Here is a 423-nt window from a genome sequence, read left to right as displayed (position 1 = left end):
TCGCTGCCTGCTGCACCGCGCCATCAAGAGCCTGGGACCAACTGCTAAGATCCTGTGCTACAACGCGAGCGACAACTCGTTCATGATCCGCTACAAGGCAGGCAAGACGCCTATCAGGAGCAAGGTGTACTATGATAACACCAGGCGCGTCATCGCGTACGACAGTGAGTTCTATGAGCGCCCTGACTTCTGAGCAGCAGGAGCTGCGCGACGCTCGCGACCTGCGTTATATGCTGCACCAGCGGTATGGCTACTACAAGCCTGGCTCGCTCCTGGAGGCAGTCGACCATGCGATCAGTGATTATATTGACGGTCTGAGTGGCGAGCAGGAGCCAAGCGGACGCATGCCGCTGCGCCGCCTCGGTGAGTTGTATGTTACTGGCCGCCTGATTGAGCTGCCTGTCCCGTTCGGCACCACGTTGT

General features: G+C 58.9%; 2 protein-coding genes. Both read left to right on the top strand.

Annotated features, from left to right (window positions below; translation table 11 throughout):
* Nucleotides 1–193, top strand: a 193-nt coding sequence (locus tag J4G38_RS28425) for a hypothetical protein (RefSeq protein WP_226164209.1), incomplete at its 5' end; no start/stop codon positions are given.
* Nucleotides 174–423 (top strand): hypothetical protein (locus J4G38_RS28420; protein WP_226164207.1); only part of this gene is annotated, 250 nt, incomplete at its 3' end. The genes J4G38_RS28425 and J4G38_RS28420, both read left to right, overlap by 20 nt.

Source organism: Hymenobacter terricola (assembly GCF_017921975.2).
GTDB classification, from domain to species: Bacteria; Bacteroidota; Bacteroidia; order Cytophagales; family Hymenobacteraceae; genus Hymenobacter; species Hymenobacter terricola.
This window is presented reverse-complemented; position numbering and strand designations above follow the sequence as displayed.